Genomic DNA, 13,244 nt, shown 5'->3' with positions numbered 1-13,244 from the left:
GGGCTCGCGCGGCTGCGGCGGCCGCGGGGTCGGCGGCGGCGGCAGCTGCACGTTCTGCACGCGCTCGCGGGCGACCTGCAGGTTCGGATCGTCCTCGGTCCGCCGCTCTTCCGGGTCCTGGCGGTCGATCACCCGCTGCGGCGTCGGCGTGCGCTCCCCGCGCCGGTCGCCCTGGGTCGACTGCGCCGGCTCGTCCGAGACGATCTCGACCGGCACGCTTTCGCCCTCGTCGGGCTTTTGCGGCGCGCTCAGAAAGCCGACCAGCGCCGCGACGAGGAGCAGCACGTGCCCGCCCACCGAGACCCCGTAGCCGACTTTTTGCGGATGCAACGCCACGCTCGTCAAACCTCGTCCTGCCGCTTCAGCGCGATGCGCGCTCGGTCGCGACCAGCGCGACCTTGGTGAAGCCGCCGCCCTTGATCTGCGACAGCACGTCCATGATGGCCTGATAGTTCACGGCGGCGTCGCCGCGCACGAAGATGCGCTCCTCGGCGCCGTTCTGCGCCAGCGTGCGCAGCTGCTCGACGAGCTGGGCCTGCTCGACCTTGTTGTCGCCGAGATAGATCTCGCCGTTCTGGCGCACCGACACGGTGATCGGCGGCTTGTCCTGCTGGATCGCGCGAGCGGAAGCCTGCGGCAGGTCGAGCGGCACGGATACGGTCATCAGCGGCGCCGCGACCATGAAGATGATGAGCAGCACCAGCATCACGTCGACCATCGGCGTGATGTTGATCTCGTTCATGACGAAGGCGCGGCGGCGCCGGCGGCCATTGCCGCCCCGTCCACCACCGCCGCTTGCGACTTGAGCACCCATCTGCCGCTCCCTCAGGCCGCCCGCTGGTCGTAGCTGGCGGGACCGCCCTGCTGATCGATCTGGCGCGACAGGATGGCGGCGAACTCGTCGGCGAAGCCTTCGAGCCGGTTGGCGATCTTGTTCACCTCTCCGGCCAGCTTGTTATAGGCAATGGTTGCCGGAATTGCGGCGACGAGGCCGATGGCGGTGGCGAACAGCGCTTCGGCAATGCCGGGCGCGACGACGGCGAGCGAGGTGTTCTTGGACACGGCGATCGCCTGGAACGAGGTCATGATGCCCCAGACCGTGCCGAACAGACCGATGAACGGGCCGGCGGAGGCCACCGTCGCCAGCACCATCAGCCGCGCCTCCAGGCGCTCGACCTCGCGCTGGATGGTGACGTTCATCACCCGGTCGATGCGCTGCTGCAGGCCGGCAAAGGAGCGCGAGGCGGTTTCGTGCGAGCGCTTCCATTCGCGCATGGCGGCCACGAACAGCGCGGCCATGGCGGTCGTCGGGCGCTGCGCCAGCGAACGATAGAGCTCCTCCAGCGACTGGCCGGACCAGAAGACCTGTTCGAACCGGTCCATCTGGCCGCGCGTGCGGCGGAACAGGATGATCTTCTCGACGATGATCGCCCAGACCCAGATCGATGCCGAGACGAGACCGAGCATGACGATCTTGACGACCCAGTGGGCGGCAATGAACAGGCCCCAGAGGGAAACGTCGTGCGAAGCGGCGACGGCGGTCTGGGCGACATCGGCGGGATTCATGGGCGGCGATCCTTTTCGCGACAGGTCCGTCTTCGAGGTCGCAGAACAGCCCACGCCACGGCTTGAGAACCCTCCAACGGTCCAGCGCACGACGTTTTCGGCGCTTTTTCCGTCCTTCGGGGGGCGAAATGACCCCCGAATGTGTCTTGACCGTGACGCGGTTTGTACATCCGCGTGGTAAACTACCAAGCATCGATAAGGTTAAGACCCGGTTATTGCGGCACTGCAACAGGCGCGTCCAGGCCCTTATCGTCACGAAAACGTGGCCGGATGGCTGCCATGAACGGGCCTCCGGGGCCGGTCAAGCAAAGCTGGAATTCGATGCCGGCTCCCCTAGAGGCAACCAGGCCTCAGCCCTTGATCAGCAACACCAGCGCGCCGGCCACCGCGATGGCGAGCAGGGCGATGCGCATGCGCTCCCGGTCCATCGCGGCCATGGCATAGGGCGCGAGCCAGGTGCCGACCACGATGCCCGGCACCAGCAGCGCGGCCCGGCCGAGATCGGCAAGGCCGAAGCGGCCGGCCGCAACATGCATGGCGATCAGCATCGCATAGGCGACGATCCAGTAGAGGCCGAGGGTGGCCCGCACCTTGGCCGGATTCTGCCCGGCATAGACGACGCCGATCAGCGGGCCGTGAATGCCGGACATGCCGCCCATGAAGCCGGAGATCACGCTGGTCACGGTGATGTTGCGGGCATTGAGCGACAGGTTGAGGCCGCTGATCGACAGACCGACCGCCAGAAGGATGAGCGCGCCGAACACCCGCGGCAGGTGCGTCGGGTCGATGGCCAGAAGGGCGAGCACGCCGACGGCGGTGCCGACCAGCAGGCCGGCGGCACCCCAGCCGATTTCGCCGCGATCGATATGATGGGTGTTGCCGCGGACCATGGCCGCCATCACCACGAAGGCGGCGGCGATCGCCGGGCCCGGCACGAGGCTCGGCGAAATGATCGCGAGGAGCGGGATCATCACCAGCGACAGCCCGACGCCCACCGCCATCTGGATGACGGTGGCGACCGCCATGATCACGGTAATGGCGAAAAGTTCGGCCGGGCCGAAGCCGAGGAGCGACATGGAGGAGAAGGAATCAATCGTGATGGCAAAGCTGAGGGGACGCCATCATCAGCACATCAGGCCTTGGGCGTCATGACCCTTCTCAGCGCGTCAGGGATGCGCATCGGCCGGCCGCCGGCCACGAAGGCGACGCGAACGCTGGCTTCGACCAGCACCTCCTCGCCGCGCAGCACCCGCTGGGCCAGATTGAGGGTCGCGCCCTTCACCTCGAGTGTGCGCGTCTCGATGGTCAGGATGTCGTCTATTCTCGCCGGCCGGAGGAACTCGATGGCCATCGAGCGCACGACGAAGGCGAAGCCTGCGCCCGCCTCGTCCTTCGCCCGGTCGAACAGATCGCCCTGGGCGACGCCGAGCAGGCGCAGGAAGTCGGTGCGGCCGCGCTCCATGAAACGCAGGTAGCTCGCGTGGTAGACGACGCCGGAAAAGTCGGTGTCCTCGTAATAGACGCGCACCGAGAGATGATGGATCTCGTCTTCGATATGGCCGGCGAGCGCCGGGGACTTGATCATGCGGGGCAACCCTTGCGACAGGTGTTTCGATGGCTCGTCGGCCCGCCGCTTACGCACAGGATCGGGCAAAAGCGAGGCTTCGCAGCGAAAAGCGAGTGGCGAGCAGCGAGTGGCGATGAGGCGACGAGCGGGGTGTGACGCACTCCGGAAGCGAATGCCGAGCATTCCCTATTCGCCATTCGCCACCTACGACTCGGCCCTCACGGCTCGTCCTCGTCGCCCTTGAACAGCTGGAACTGGGCGGCATCGCGCGCCGGTTCGGCCAGGCCGAGGTGACGGAAGGCATGGCTGGTCAGAAGCCGGCCGCGCGGCGTGCGCTGGAGGAAGCCCTGCTGGATCAGGAAGGGCTCGATGATCTCCTCGATCGCATCGCGTGGCTCGGAGAGCGCCGCCGCCATGGTCTCGATGCCGACCGGCCCGCCGCCGTAATTGAGCGCGATGCCCTTGAGATAGCGGCGGTCCATGGCGTCGAGCCCGGCCCCATCGACCTCCAGCCGGGTCAGCGCCTCGTCGGCGATCGCCCGGGTGATGGTGTCGGAGTCCTTGTAGATGGCGAAGTCGCGCACGCGCCGGAGCAGGCGGCCGGCAATGCGCGGCGTGCCGCGCGCCCGCCGCGCGATCTCGTTGGCGCCATCGGCCGACATGCCGACGCCCAGCACGCGGGCGCCCCGGGTGACGATGAATTCGAGCTCCTCAATCGTATAGAATTGCAGGCGGATCGGGATGCCGAAACGGTCGCGCAACGGCGTGGTCAGCAGGCCCGCCCGCGTCGTCGCGCCGACCAGGGTGAACTTGGCGAGATCGATCTTGACCGAGCGGGCGGCCGGCCCCTCGCCGATGATCAGGTCGAGCTGAAAGTCCTCCATGGCCGGATAGAGAATTTCCTCGACCGCCGGATTGAGCCGGTGGATCTCGTCGATGAACAGGACGTCGCGTTCTTCGAGATTGGTGAGCTGAGCCGCAAGATCGCCCGCCTTGGCGATGACCGGGCCGGAGGTCGAGCGGAAATTGACGCCGAGCTCCTTGGCGAGGATCTGCGCCAGCGTCGTCTTGCCGAGGCCCGGCGGGCCGACGAACAGCACATGGTCCAGCGCGTCGCCGCGCGTCTTCGCCGCCGAAATGAACACTTCCAGATTGGCGCGCGCCTGTGCCTGGCCGATGAAATCGGCCAGTCTCTGCGGCCGCAGATGCGTGTCGGCATCGTCGTCGCGCTGTTCGGCGGAAAGAATGCGGCGGGCGTCGGTCATTCCGGCTGGTTACACGATCGAGGTGACGGCGGACAGTCGGGAACGGGGCGCGCGGGTGGCGGGGCTCACGCGCTCAGCTCCTTCAGGCCCATGCGGATCAGCGTCTGGGTATTGGCCCCCTCCCCCGCCTTGCCGGCGGCGGCGGCGATGGCGGCGGCGGCCTGCGGCTGGCCGTAGCCGAGATTGGTGAGTGCGGAAATGGCGTCGCGCACGGGCGCCGGCGCCTTGTTGTCGTCGACGTCGCCGGCCAGCCGCGCCAGGGCCGGGTCGACATCGGTGAAGCCCGGCGCCTTGTCCTTCAGCTCGGTGATGATGCGCTCGGCGACCTTCGGGCCGACGCCGTTGGCCCGGGCGATCGCCGCCTTGTCGCGCATCGCGATGGCCGAGGCGAGGTCGCTCGCCTTCAGCGCCGAGAGCACCGACAGCGCCACCTTGGCGCCGACGCCCTGGACCGCGAGCAGGAGGCGGAACCACTCGCGCTCGAGGTCGTTGGCGAAGCCGTAGAGCCGGATCATGTCCTCGCGGACCATGGTTTCGATCGACAGGACGGCCGCCTCGCCCGCCGCCGGCAGCGCCTGCAGCGTGCGCGACGAGCAATGCACGACGTAGCCGACGCCATGGACGTCGACGATCACCCAGTCGGGACCATAGCTGTCGATGGTGCCCTTCAGCTTGCCGATCATGGCCGGTCCGGTCCTTGCGTCATGGGGCTCTTATAGGGGATTCGCGCAGGCGCGGCGGCGTTCACTCGTCGGCCCCGCCATTGCGCATCAGCGTCTCGGCGTCATAGTTCTCGCCGATCGACATGGCGCAGATGCGCGAGAGGTGCACCCGCGGCAGGCCGGTCGTCCTGGCCCAGCCGTTGAACACCTCCTGGATCTTCCGGATGTCGCCCTTGGAGGTCGGCTCGGCCGCCACCTCGAGGCCGCCATCGCGCAGCGCCGCCACCGTGTCCCGCGCGGTGATGAAGCCGTCGAAGCCGATGAAGCGCAGGAAGTATTGGCCCGTCCGGCCGCCGAGGCGCGAGCCGCGCTTGCCGATGAAATCCATCAGCCCGGCCTGGTCGTCGGCCGGCCAGGCGGCGAGGAACTTGCCGAACGAGCCGTGCTCGGCGGCAATGTCGCTGACGAAGGCCGCGTTCTCGCGCACGCTCCTGATCTTCATGGGATGCTTGACGATGCGCGGGTCGCGTGCCCGGTCGTGCCAGAAGTCATCGGGCTGGAACAGGAGCGGCTTCGGCTCGAAACCGAGAAAGGCCTCCTCGAAGCCCGGCCATTTGGCGTCGATGACGCGCCAGACGAAGCCGGCGCAGAAGATCCGCTTGGTCATCTCCGCCAGCACGCGATCGTCGCTGAGCGCGGCGAGCGCCGCCTGCGGCGCCACCGGCGGCATCAGCGCCTTCAAGGCCTCCGGACCACCTTTGCGCGCTTCGGCGCGCGCCTTGATCTTGTCGAATGCGATCACCGAAAGCCTCCCGGCGGTCCGAACAGCATGTCCGCCCAGCCTGGCCGGCAAAGACGAACATTTCGCGAACAAAAGAGCGCGATCGGCCCCGCCGGTCAAGCGGCCGGGCGCATCGGGCCGAGCCCGCGCCTGTCAAGCCGGGCGGCGCACAGGCCCGCGATGATGGGCGTGGGTGATGGCAATCGCCAACGCGTCGACCGCATCCATGGTCTTCGGATCCGCCTTGGGCAGGAGGATGCCGATCATCATCTCCACCTGCTTCTTGTCGGCATGGCCGGCCCCGACGATCGATTTCTTGACCTTGTTCGGCTCGTATTCGGCCACTGCCAGGCCGGCGAGCGAGGGCACGACCATGGCGATGCCGCGCGCCTGGCCGAGCTTCAGCGTGGCGGTCGCGTCCTTGTTGACGAAAGTGTTCTCCACCGCCGCCTCGTGCGGCGCGAAGCGCTGCACCACGTCCTGCAGGCCGCGATGGAGCTGGGCGAGGCGCTCGGCAAGGCTTCCCTCGGCATCGGATGTCACCGTGCCGCAGGCGACGAAGCTCAGGCGGTTGCCGGTGGCGTCGATGACGCCCCAGCCGGTGCGGCGGAGGCCCGGATCGAGGCCGAGAATGCGAATCGTGTCGGACATGGCGCCATCATAGTCCGGCCCCCTCACCAGTTCCTCACCGCCGTCCCGGCCCCTGTCCGGCCAGCGTTTCGCCGATGCGGGCCGCCGCCCGGCGCAGGTCGTCGGCGATCTGCTCCATGCGGGCCTGCGACATGCGCCTGACGATGCCGGCGCAGGTCAGGGCCGCGAAGGCCTCGCCCCGGCCGATCCGGATGACCACCGAGAGAGCGCGCGTGCCGGGCACGAGACCGCGGTCGCGCACCGCATAGCCGAGGCGGCGCGCCTCGCCGACCCAGCGCGCCGCCGCATCGAGGCCCGCACCGTAGCTGGCAAGGCGCGGCGCGTTCTGGCCGAGGATGGCAAGCGCCTCCTCCTCGCTCATCGCCGCGAGCAGCGCGAGGCCGGAGCTGCTGACGCCGAGCGGCCGCCGGTCGCCGACGCCGAGCGGCAGGACCTGGACCGGATAGTCGCCGAGCCGGCGCGCCACGCAGACCGTGTCGAGGCCGGTGCGCTGGGTCAGGAACAGCGTATCGCCGATGCTGCGGCCGAGCGCATCGAGCAGCGGCCCGGCGACATCGACGAGCGGCGAGCGCCGCGGCCGCGACAGGGCGAGCAGCTGGATCTGCTCGCCCACCGCGTAGCGCCGGGTCTGCGGCTTCTGCTCGACCAGGCCCTCCTCGATCAGGGCGAAGAGGATCCGCCGGGCGGTCGGGCGCGTCAGTCCGGTGAGGTTCGCCACCTCGGTCAGGCCGTAGCCCGCCTCGCGCGCCATGGCGAGGACGCGCAGCACCCCGATGGCCCGGTAAATGCTCTGCGTGCCGCGCCGGTCGTCGGCGCTCTCGGTCGTCGTGGGCGTTTCGGTCGGGGCCATGGCTGCGCCGTATCGTGATGGATGTCCACAATGTGGAAGCCTTCCGGCGAATTCAATTGCCGCCGCGTGTCACGGCGCGAGGATCGCGGCCGACAGGAACAGGCCGGCCGCGATCACGCCGGAGGGAGGATCGACATGAAGCTTGCGAGCTACCGGCATGGCGGCGCCGACCGCTTCGGCGCTGTGGTCGGGACCGGCATCGTCGATCTCGGCGCACGGCTGAAGGATTTCGCCACCCTGAGGGACGCGATCGCCGCCGGCGCCGCCGCACGCCTGCGCGCGGTCGCGGAGACGGCCTCGGCCGATCACGCGCTTGCCGAGGTCGAGCTGCAGATCCCGGTCACGGCGCCGGAAAAGATCTGGTGCATCGGCGTCAACTATGCCGACCGCAATGCCGAATATAAGGACGGCTCGCAGCCGCAGAGCTATCCGAGCCTGTTCTGCCGCACCCCGTCCTCCCTTGTCGGCCATGGCGTCCCGCTCGAGCGCCCGAAAGTGTCGCGCCAGCTCGACTACGAGGGCGAGATCGTCATGGTGATCGGCCGCGGCGGCCGGCACATCCGGCGCGAGGACGCGCTCGGCCATATCTTCGGCTTCAGCCTGTGCAACGAGGGCAGCGTGCGCGACTGGCTGCACCACGCCAAGTTCAACGTCACCCAGGGCAAGAATTTCGACCGCTCCGGCTCGATCGGCCCCTGGATCGTGACATCCGACGAATTCGACCTCGCAAAGCCGCTCGAACTGACGACCCGGGTCAATGGCGAAATCCGCCAGCACGACAATACCGGCCGCCTGATGTTCCCGTTCGACGCTCTCATCGCCTACCTCTCGACCTTCGCCACCCTGAAGCCCGGCGACATGATCGTGACCGGCACGCCGACCGGCGCCGGTGTCCGCTTCGACCCGCCGCGATGGCTCGTCCCCGGCGACGTCGTCGAAGTCGAGGTGCCGGGCATCGGCACGCTCCGCAACGGCGTCGTCGACGAAGCCTGATCTCTCCCGCAGCCCGCAACCGGACCGACCTTCCATGCTGTCGAACGACGAAATCACGGCCGCCGCCCGCGGCCTCGACGAGGCCGAGCGCTCGGGCATCCAGATGCGCCAGCTGAGCCTTGCTCATCCCGGCCTGACCATCGACGACGCCTATCGGGTACAGAGCGCCTGGATCGACCTGAAACTCGGCGCGGGCCGGCGCATCAGGGGCCGCAAGATCGGCCTCACCTCCAAGGCGATGCAGAGCGCGGTCAACATCGACGAGCCCGACTATGGCGTGCTGCTCGACGACATGTTCTGGCAGGACGGCGGGGTCGTCGCCACCGACCGGTTCGTGCAGCTGCGCGCCGAGGCCGAGCTCGCCTTCGTGCTGAAACAGCGCATTGCAGGCCCCGGCTGCACGCTATTCGACGTGCTCAACGCGACCGACTATGTGGTGCCGGCCATCGAGATCCTCGACGCGCGCATCGAGCGGGTGGACCGCACGACCGGCGCGACACGCAAGGTGGTCGACACGATCGCCGACAATGCCGCCAATTGCGGCATCGTCATCGGCGGGCGGCCGTTCCGGCCCGACACGACAGACCTGCGCTGGGTCTCGGTGATCCTCTCGCGCAACGGCCAGGTGGAGGAAACCGGGGTTGCCGCCGGCGTGCTCAACAACCCCGCCAACGGCATCGTCTGGCTCGCCAACCGCCTGAGCCGGCACGGCATCGCGCTGGAGCCCGGCCAGGTGATCCTGTCCGGCTCCTTCGTGCGGCCGGTGGATTGCCGGAAGGGCGACACGCTGCAGGCCGACTACGGCCCGTTCGGCACCGTTTCCTGCCATTTCGCCTGAGGGAGAGCCGCCAGTGACCAGGCGCCAGAGCATCTATGTCGACGGCTTCGGCCACAAGAACCCGGTCCCTGCCGCCTGCCGGCTGGGCAATATCGTGACGTCGGGCATCATCTACGGCCTCGACCCGGCGACCGGCCGGCCGGCGCCGACGCTCGATGAACAATGCGCCTTGATGTTCGCGCACATCAGGGCGGTCATGGCCGCCGCCGGCGGCTCGACCGACGACATCGTCAAGCTCACCATATGGATGGCCGACCGCAGCCAGCGCGAGGCGGTCAACCGCGAATGGCTCGCCATGTTCCCGGATCCGGCGAGGCGGCCCGCGCGCCAGGCCATGGCCGCCGAGCTCGACGGCGGCAAGCTCGTCCAGTGCGACATCCTGGCGGTGCTGCCGGCATGACCGCGACCCCGACCATCGCGATCGCGGCGGCCGAGCTCGGCGCCGAGGCGAGCTATCGGCTGCTGACCGGTCTCGTCGTGCCGCGACCGATCGCCTGGGTCACCACGCTCGGCCCTGGCGGCAGGGTCAACCTCGCCCCGTTCAGCCACTTCACCTTCGTCTCGCCGAAACCGCCCATGCTGGCGATCAGCGTCGGACAGAAGGCCGGCGTCTACAAGGACACCGCGCGCAACATCATGGCGCACGAAGAGTTCGTCGTGCACATCGCCGACCGGCCGCTGATCCGCGAGGTACACGAGAGCGCCGTCGAGCATCCGCCCGAGGTGAGCGAGGCCGACCTGCTCGGTCTCGCCGTCACGCCCGGCCGCGACGTCGCCGTGCCGCGGCTGACGATCGCGCCCGTCGCCATGGAATGCCGGCTGCGCCACGTCATGGAATTCGGCGAGACGCGCAGCCGCCTGATGGTCGGCGAGGTTCTGTCCTTCCACTTGCGCGAGGGGCTGCTCGCCGACGGCAAGGTCGAGACGCGCAAGCTCGACCCGATCTGCCGTCTGGCCGGACCGAACTACGCGACCCTCGGCGAGATCGTCACCATGGTCGCCATTCACCAGACCTCGAAATCCTGAGCCATCCGGACGGGAGCCCCGAACATATGCCCACCTACCTGCCTTTCGACCCGGCGCCCCGGCCGCCGCGACGGCCGCTGCCGGCGCTCGCCTGCGACAGCCAGTTCCATGTTCTCGGCCCGGCCGACCGCTATCCGGTCCGGCCCGGCGCGGTCTACGAAATGCCCACCGCCACCATCGAGACCGCGCTGAAGCTGCATCGCACGCTCGGCGTCACCCGCGGCGTCATCGTCCAGCCGACCACCTATGGCGGCGATCACAGCGTCACGCTCGACGGGCTGAAGATGGCCGGGCCGAACTATCGCGGCTGCGCCAATGCGGCGGTCTTCGCCGATCGGGACGAAGCCTATCTCGCCAAGCTCGACAAGGCCGGCGTGAAGGGCGCGCGCTTCACCCGCCAGGGCCTTGGCATCGCCTTCGACAGGCGCGCCTTCGATCGCACGATCGGCCTCGTCCGCGAGCTCGGCTGGTACGTCAAGATCCAGCCCGAGGTCGAAGGCGTCATCGGCAATATCGCCGATTTCGAGAAGCTCGACCTGCCGGTCCTGATCGACCATATGGGCCGGCCCGACCCGACCCTCGGCCGCGCCGATCCGAGCCTTGCCAAGGTCCTGGACCTGCTCGCGCGCGGCAATGTCTGGGTGATGCTGTCGCTGACCGAGAAGATCTCGCGCGCCGGCGCGCCCTGGCACGACGTCGTGCCGGTCGTCCGGGCGCTCGTCGAAGCCGCGCCTGGCCGCATCGTCTGGGGCAGCGACTGGCCGCACCCGGTCTCCACCCGCCAGCCGCCGAACGAGGGCGCGCTGCTCGACTTCCTGTTCGACGCGACACTCGACGAGGCCGAGCGCCAGGCGATCCTGGTCGACAATCCCGCCCGGCTTTTCGGCTTCGGCGCCTGACACGACAACAAGCATCATCCGGAGGAAACCCATGTGGAGAATGGCTTCGACCGCCCTGCTGGCGGCAGCGTTCGCAACCGGCCTCGCGCCCGGCCCGGCGGCGGCCCAGGCGGCGGCCCCGTCACAAGCCTGGCCGAACCGGGCCGTGCGGCTGATCGTGCCCTATGCCGCCGGCGGCAATGTCGACGTCGCCGCCCGCATTCTCGCCGAGAAACTGCAGCAGGAGCTCGGCCAGCCCTTCGTCATCGAGAACAAGCCGGGCGCCGGCGGGCTCATCGGCAGCGAGACGGTCGCCCGCGCCGAACCTGACGGCTACACGCTCCTGATCGGCGCCAACGGGCCGATCCTGTTCGCGCCCGAAATGGGCACCCGCCGCGCCTATGAGTGGCGGCGCGACTTCATTCCGGTCAGCACGGTGACGCTGACGCCGCTCGTCCTGCAGGTGCATCCCGACCTGCCGGCCAAATCCATGGCCGAATTTCTCGCGCTGGCGCGCACCCGCCAGCCACCGCTCACCATGGCCTCGCCCGGTCCCGGCACCACCAACCACCTGATGTCGGAGCTGATGCAGTCCAAGCTCGGCGTGACCTGGATGACCGTGCAGTATCGCGGCAACGCCCCGGCGACCAACGACCTCGTCGGGGGCCATGTCCAGTTCAACCTCGACCAGCTGTCGGTGGCCCTGCCGTTCCTGAAGGATAACCGCACGCGCGCCCTTGCCGTGACCGGTCCGCAGCGCCTCGCCGAGCTGCCCGACGTGCCGACCTTCACCGAGCTCGGCTACGGCGAGATCGACGGCCAGACCTTCACCGGCCTGATGGCGCCGGCGGCGACGCCCGAGCCGGTGATCCGCCGCCTGCACGAGACGGTGATCCGCATTCTCAACGACGCCCAGGTCAAGGCGCGCTTCGCCGAGCTCGGCGCACAATCGGCGCCGATGAGCCGGGACGCGTTCCGTGCCTATCTGGAGCGCGAGGACCAGACCTGGATCCCGCTGATCCGCCGCCTCGACATCCGCTCGCAATAGCCGGCGGGACGGCCGCGGTCCGCGCCTCCGGCCCAGCCTCTGTCGCCGGGGGTTTGCGGGAGCGAGGAAGGTCCTGCGGCCGCCACCCGGTTCGGAACCGGGGCGCCCCCCCATGGCGAGGCCGGGAGCCGGCCCGCGCCATCGTCCAGCGACATTTCCTTGGCGGCTGGACAGTCTTCCCGACCACGCCGCCCGGCAGGCCTGCTTGCCCGGCAGGGCAGATGCGGCGCGTTCCGCCGTTCCGAAAGGGAACCATCGCCTCTAATCCTTGGCCATCATGGAATGGCTTTCCCGTCTCGGCGATTCCCCGCCCCTGGTCGTGCTGATCGCAGCGCTCGTCGCCGGCACGGTGCGCGGCTATACCGGCTTCGGCTCGGCGATGATCTTCATGCCGGTGGCCGGCGCCTATCTCGGGCCCAAGACGGCCATCGGCATCATGTGGATCATCGACGCCACCATGCAGCTCGTCATGGTGCGCTCGACCTGGCGCCATGCCCGCTGGGGCGAGATCGGCCCGCTCTTCATCGGTTATGTCGTCGGCCTGCCGCTTGGCATCTACACGCTGATGACGGTCGATCCCGGGCCGATCCGGTGGGTCACCTCGCTCTCGATCATGGTGGCGCTCGCCATGCTGCTCACCGCGCGGCGCGTCGAGACCTCGCCGGGCCTGCCGGCGACCATCGCGACCGGCGCCGTCTCGGGCTTGATCTCCGGCGTCGCGAGCCTCGGCGGCATGGTGCTGTCGCTGTTCTGGCTCGCCGGCCCGAGCCGCAACGAAGCGGTGCGCGGATCGTCCGTCGCCTTCTTCGTGCCGGCCTCGCTCCTCTCCGGCGCCCTGCTCGCGCTGGCCGGGCTGTTCACGGCGGAAGCCGTGCGCATCGCCGCCTGGACCATGGTGCCCTATGGACTCGGCATCGGCCTCGGCTCGTTCCTGTTCAGCCGCGCCGATGCGCGCCTGTTCCGGCCGGTCGCCTTCGCAGTCATCGCCGCCGCCGCGCTCACCAGCCTGCCGGCGCTGGACGGCTGGCTGCGCTGACGGGGGCACAGCGAAATCGCCGCCATCCGCCCGGCGCGGCGCGGCACAAAAGCCCCTGGCGAACCGGCCGATCTTGCTGTTCC

17 protein-coding genes are annotated in these 13,244 nt (G+C 69.1%); 7 read left to right on the top strand and 10 right to left on the bottom strand.

The window, feature by feature from the left end:
- The 10 genes from OZ671_RS13370 to OZ671_RS13325 form a co-directional block, all read right to left on the bottom strand.
- Nucleotides 1–330, bottom strand: a 330-nt coding sequence (locus OZ671_RS13370; RefSeq protein ID WP_268861201.1) for a cell envelope integrity protein TolA, incomplete at its 3' end; no start/stop codon positions are given.
- A gap of 31 nt (nucleotides 331–361) precedes the next feature.
- Entirely contained in the window at nucleotides 362–814 is a 453-nt protein-coding gene (tolR, locus tag OZ671_RS13365) for a protein TolR (protein WP_038307537.1), read from the bottom strand.
- Nucleotides 815–825: 11 nt separating this feature from the next.
- Complete coding sequence (tolQ, locus tag OZ671_RS13360; RefSeq protein WP_268861200.1) at nucleotides 826–1,566, bottom strand: protein TolQ; 741 nt, start codon at nucleotides 1,564–1,566, stop codon at nucleotides 826–828.
- A gap of 350 nt (nucleotides 1,567–1,916) precedes the next feature.
- Nucleotides 1,917–2,642: a sulfite exporter TauE/SafE family protein gene (locus tag OZ671_RS13355; protein ID WP_038307541.1), complete on the bottom strand. Its 726-nt coding sequence runs from the start codon at nucleotides 2,640–2,642 to the stop codon at nucleotides 1,917–1,919.
- Between the two features lie 56 nt (nucleotides 2,643–2,698).
- Nucleotides 2,699–3,151, bottom strand: a complete 453-nt coding sequence (gene ybgC, locus OZ671_RS13350; RefSeq protein WP_038307542.1) for a tol-pal system-associated acyl-CoA thioesterase — start codon at nucleotides 3,149–3,151, stop codon at nucleotides 2,699–2,701.
- Nucleotides 3,152–3,351: 200 nt separating this feature from the next.
- Complete coding sequence (gene ruvB / locus OZ671_RS13345) at nucleotides 3,352–4,398, bottom strand: Holliday junction branch migration DNA helicase RuvB (RefSeq protein ID WP_268861199.1); 1,047 nt, start codon at nucleotides 4,396–4,398, stop codon at nucleotides 3,352–3,354.
- 65 nt (nucleotides 4,399–4,463) lie between these two features.
- Nucleotides 4,464–5,081 carry a Holliday junction branch migration protein RuvA gene (gene ruvA / locus OZ671_RS13340; RefSeq protein WP_038307544.1) on the bottom strand — a complete coding sequence of 206 codons (618 nt, stop codon included), beginning with the start codon at nucleotides 5,079–5,081 and terminating at the stop codon, nucleotides 4,464–4,466.
- 61 nt (nucleotides 5,082–5,142) lie between these two features.
- Nucleotides 5,143–5,862: a DNA-3-methyladenine glycosylase I gene (locus OZ671_RS13335; protein WP_268861198.1), complete on the bottom strand. Its 720-nt coding sequence runs from the start codon at nucleotides 5,860–5,862 to the stop codon at nucleotides 5,143–5,145.
- 132 nt (nucleotides 5,863–5,994) lie between these two features.
- On the bottom strand, nucleotides 5,995–6,492 hold the full coding sequence (gene ruvC, locus OZ671_RS13330; protein WP_038307548.1) for a crossover junction endodeoxyribonuclease RuvC: 498 nt from the start codon (nucleotides 6,490–6,492) through the stop codon (nucleotides 5,995–5,997).
- Between the two features lie 34 nt (nucleotides 6,493–6,526).
- Nucleotides 6,527–7,342, bottom strand: coding sequence for an IclR family transcriptional regulator (locus OZ671_RS13325; RefSeq protein ID WP_268861197.1), 816 nt, complete (start codon nucleotides 7,340–7,342; stop codon nucleotides 6,527–6,529).
- A gap of 135 nt (nucleotides 7,343–7,477) precedes the next feature.
- Between OZ671_RS13325 and OZ671_RS13320 the strand changes: the two genes are divergently transcribed.
- The 7 genes from OZ671_RS13320 (at nucleotide 7,478) to OZ671_RS13290 (ending at nucleotide 13,161) form a co-directional block, all read left to right on the top strand.
- Complete coding sequence (locus OZ671_RS13320; RefSeq protein WP_038307574.1) at nucleotides 7,478–8,335, top strand: fumarylacetoacetate hydrolase family protein; 858 nt, start codon at nucleotides 7,478–7,480, stop codon at nucleotides 8,333–8,335.
- A gap of 34 nt (nucleotides 8,336–8,369) precedes the next feature.
- Nucleotides 8,370–9,173 carry a 2-oxo-hept-4-ene-1,7-dioate hydratase gene (gene hpaH / locus OZ671_RS13315; RefSeq protein ID WP_268861196.1) on the top strand — a complete coding sequence of 268 codons (804 nt, stop codon included), beginning with the start codon at nucleotides 8,370–8,372 and terminating at the stop codon, nucleotides 9,171–9,173.
- A 13-nt stretch (nucleotides 9,174–9,186) separates the two neighbouring features.
- On the top strand, nucleotides 9,187–9,573 hold the full coding sequence (locus OZ671_RS13310; RefSeq protein ID WP_268861195.1) for a RidA family protein: 387 nt from the start codon (nucleotides 9,187–9,189) through the stop codon (nucleotides 9,571–9,573).
- The gene (locus OZ671_RS13305) at nucleotides 9,570–10,199 is read left to right on the top strand and encodes a flavin reductase family protein (protein ID WP_268861194.1); all 630 of its coding nucleotides are present in this window, start codon (nucleotides 9,570–9,572) and stop codon (nucleotides 10,197–10,199) included. The genes OZ671_RS13310 and OZ671_RS13305 overlap by 4 nt, the downstream gene beginning before the upstream one ends.
- Nucleotides 10,200–10,225: 26 nt before the next feature.
- A complete protein-coding gene (locus OZ671_RS13300) occupies nucleotides 10,226–11,098 on the top strand; it encodes an amidohydrolase family protein (protein ID WP_268861193.1) in 873 nt (290 codons plus the stop codon).
- A gap of 40 nt (nucleotides 11,099–11,138) precedes the next feature.
- Nucleotides 11,139–12,125: a Bug family tripartite tricarboxylate transporter substrate binding protein gene (locus OZ671_RS13295; RefSeq protein WP_268861192.1), complete on the top strand. Its 987-nt coding sequence runs from the start codon at nucleotides 11,139–11,141 to the stop codon at nucleotides 12,123–12,125.
- A gap of 277 nt (nucleotides 12,126–12,402) precedes the next feature.
- On the top strand, nucleotides 12,403–13,161 hold the full coding sequence (locus OZ671_RS13290) for a sulfite exporter TauE/SafE family protein (RefSeq protein WP_268861191.1): 759 nt from the start codon (nucleotides 12,403–12,405) through the stop codon (nucleotides 13,159–13,161).
- The last annotated feature ends 83 nt before the right edge of the window (nucleotides 13,162–13,244 follow it).

It is taken from the genome of Phreatobacter sp. AB_2022a (genome assembly GCF_026847585.1).
In the GTDB taxonomy this organism is placed as follows: Bacteria; Pseudomonadota; Alphaproteobacteria; order Rhizobiales; family Phreatobacteraceae; genus Phreatobacter.
The sequence above is the reverse complement of the archived record's forward strand: the minus strand, read 5'-3'. Positions and strand labels throughout refer to the sequence as shown.